Raw genomic sequence first — 3,048 nt, forward strand, 5'->3', positions numbered from 1 at the left:
CTATAATTAGATCTGGAGAAAGAACCAAGGTTCTTGCGGTAGCTACTCTCTGTCTTTGACCACCACTAAGCATATGAGGAAATCTATCCAGAAATTCTTCAGGAGGTGTTAATTTAACTTCCTCAAGAGCTCTTCTGGCAATTTTTTCCATTTCCCTAGAATCTTTAGTTTTTTTATGGATAATCAATGGTTCATATAATACATCTCTAACTCTAAATCTTGGGTTCATTGATGCGTATGGATCCTGGAAAACCATTTGTACTTCTTCTCTATACTTTTTTATTTCAGTTGAAGAAGATAAAGTGGATGTATCAGTTCCTTTAAAAATGATTTGTCCAGAAGTAAGCTCTTCTATTTTCATTATCAAACGGCCTGTAGTGGTTTTTCCACAGCCTGATTCACCAATAAGAGCAAAAATCTCACCTTTCTTTATATTAAAGGTAACACCGTCAACCGCTTTTACCCATCTTTTTTTACCCTTGAAAACTTCAGTAATCGATCTTCTTAGTGGGAACCATTTTTTTATATTTTTTACACTCAAAATAATTTCATCATTCATCATAACACCTCCAACAAGCAACAAAATGCTCAGGTTCTATCTCTTTTAAAGGTGGTTCATTTAAAATACACTTATCAAAAGCCACAGGACAGCGTTCATGGAACCTGCAACCGGTTGGAGGATTGAGAAGATCAGGTGGTGTACCAGGAATAAAAGCAAGTTCTTCAACTTTTTCTCTTAACTTTGGAGTAGCACCCAAAAGACCTTTTGTGTATGGATGAGAAGGTCCTTGTTTTCCATATATCTGATCATTTGTTCCAATTTCTGCTATTTTACCAGCATACATGACCATAATTCTATCAGCAACTTCAGCTTCTGTTGCTAAATCATGTGTGATAAATATAAAAGAAAGATTCAAATCATGTTTTAATTTTTTTAACAAGTTAATTATTTGAGCCTGAACGACAACATCTAAGGCTGTTGTAGGTTCATCTGCGATAACAATTTTTGGTTCAAGAAAAAGTGCAGTTGCAATAACTACTCTCTGCTTCATTCCACCTGAAAGTTCGTGAGGATATCTTTTTAAAACATCTTCAGATAAACCAACATAATTTATGTATTTTTTTATTATTTCAAGGGCTTGTTCTTCCTCCATTTCGCGATGATTTAAAAGTGTTTCTAACATTTGCTTTTTTATACTATAGACTGGAGTCAAACTATTCATAGCTCCTTGAAATATCATCGATATTTTATTCCATCTAATTCTTTTCCTTAGTTCATTTTCTTTCAAGTGAATGATATTTTCGTTATCAATTATTATTTCACCATCAACGATTTTTCCTGGAGGGTTCGGCATCCTTAAAAGGCCCATTCCTAGGGTAGTTTTACCGCAACCGGATTCTCCAACTAGCCCTAGGGTTTCTCCCTCTTTTAGAGAAAAGCTAACATCATCTAAAGCTTTAACAACTCCTTTGCGTGTAAAATAATATAATTTCAGATTATTAACAGTTAACACTTCGCTCATTTTTATCTACCTCGTCCTCAATTTTGGATTTAGGATAGTGTCCATTGCAAAACCAATAAATGCAAATGTCATTCCTATTAAAGCTATAGAGATTCCAGGAGGAACTACCCACCACCATAATCCATTTGTAACCGCTCCACCATTCATAGCATCATGAAGAATTTGGCCCCAAGTTACTATTGTAGCATCTCCTAATCCAAGCAAACTTACAGTTGCTTCGTAAAGTATGGCGCTTGGCACGTTTAATGCCATACTAGCAAATGCATATGGAATTAAGATAGGGACCATATGTTTGAATATTATTCTACCATTTGATGCGCCTAGGGCTTTAGCAGCTTCAACATAGGTTTCTTCTTTTATTTGCAAGGCCATGCTTCTAACAGTTTTTACCGGGCCAACCCAAAAGAATAAACACATCATTGTTATTAAAGACCATATACTGGGTTTAAATATGGCAGATAAAACAATTAAAACTGGTAGTAAGGGAATATTCATAAATATCTCCCAAATTCTTTGCATAATAGAATCAACTAATCCACCATAATAAGCGGAAACAACACCGTAAATAACCCCTACTGATATTGATATAGCAGAAGTTAAAAGTCCTATGAAAAGAGCCCATTTTGTGCCAGCTATTAATCCACTCCAAATATCACGTTTTGCATTATCAGTTCCCAAAATACCTGATACAGCTCCAGAAAAGATAAATTTAGGCTCTTCAATTACTGTATCTTCAGAAGTTTTGATCATATTGATGTTAAATTTATAGGTACCTTTTAAGGGTACAGGGTTTGTAATAATTTCTTTATTTGCTTCAGAAAAAATAGTACTATTTACTTTTATTGTTTGAGAGGATACATTTTGAAATCTTTTGGCAAAGCTTTGAACAGCATTTTTTGCTTCATTACTAATTGCAACTCTAAAATCTTTCCATGTAGGTGAACTAAAATTTTTGTTTACTAAATTAATAGTGTTGCCATCAGGTCTCTCCAATACTATGTTTAAAGTGAACGATCCCTTGAATCTTCCTCTATAGATTAGATCTATAGGTGGGACATCGTAATTATAATCGTATTCTAAGATAGCTGTGCTAACTGACATAGTAGGAGAAATGGTTTTTTCTTCAAATTCTAGGTTGTTCATATAAGTTGTAGGTGTGTAATCTTTTTCGGTAAACCAATTGATCCAAACAGGTGGAGCATTCCTGGGATTATCTTCCCAATAAGTAATATCCCGCCACCTTGTAGACGCTTCTGGGAATGGAATCAAAAAATGTTCAAATATTGTAATTAAGATAAAAATAACTAGAAAAATAAGTCCTATAATACCGAATTTTACTTGTTTGAATTCTTTCCAAAAATCTGCTAGTTGCATTTGAATTCTACTTGGTGCTTTTTTTGATTTGATATCAGTACTCACGCTTTCCCACCTACTTTTATTCTAGGATCTAGGAATCCATAGATTAAATCCAACAATACTATACCAGAAATATATATAAGTGTGGTTATTGATAAATTACCGAGAA

3 protein-coding genes and 1 pseudogene are annotated in these 3,048 nt (G+C 34.0%); all 4 read right to left on the reverse strand.

What is annotated here, in order from left to right; all coding sequences use genetic code 11:
* Nucleotides 1-559 (reverse strand): ATP-binding cassette domain-containing protein (locus tag PKN74_RS08235; protein ID WP_472310353.1); only part of this gene is annotated, 559 nt, incomplete at its 3' end.
* Nucleotides 552-1,523 carry an ABC transporter ATP-binding protein gene (locus tag PKN74_RS08240; protein WP_472310350.1) on the reverse strand — a complete coding sequence of 324 codons (972 nt, stop codon included), beginning with the start codon at nt 1,521-1,523 and terminating at the stop codon, nt 552-554. The genes PKN74_RS08235 and PKN74_RS08240, both read right to left, overlap by 8 nt.
* A gap of 6 nt (nt 1,524-1,529) precedes the next feature.
* Nucleotides 1,530-2,897: an ABC transporter permease gene (locus tag PKN74_RS08245; protein WP_472310354.1), complete on the reverse strand. Its 1,368-nt coding sequence runs from the start codon at nt 2,895-2,897 to the stop codon at nt 1,530-1,532.
* Nucleotides 2,898-2,938: 41 nt separating this feature from the next.
* A pseudogene (locus PKN74_RS08250) lies at nt 2,939-3,048 on the reverse strand (ABC transporter permease); the annotation flags it as partial.

It is taken from the genome of Defluviitoga sp. (genome assembly GCF_035349255.1).
Classification (GTDB): Bacteria; Thermotogota; Thermotogae; order Petrotogales; family Petrotogaceae; genus Defluviitoga.

Excerpts from the sequence above, each read along its gene's own strand:
- PKN74_RS08245 (WP_472310354.1), bottom strand. The coding sequence starts at position 2,897 with ATGCAACTAGCAGATTTTTGGAAAGAATTCAAACAAGTAAAATTCGGT.
- PKN74_RS08240 (WP_472310350.1), bottom strand. The coding sequence starts at position 1,523 with ATGAGCGAAGTGTTAACTGTTAATAATCTGAAATTATATTATTTTACA.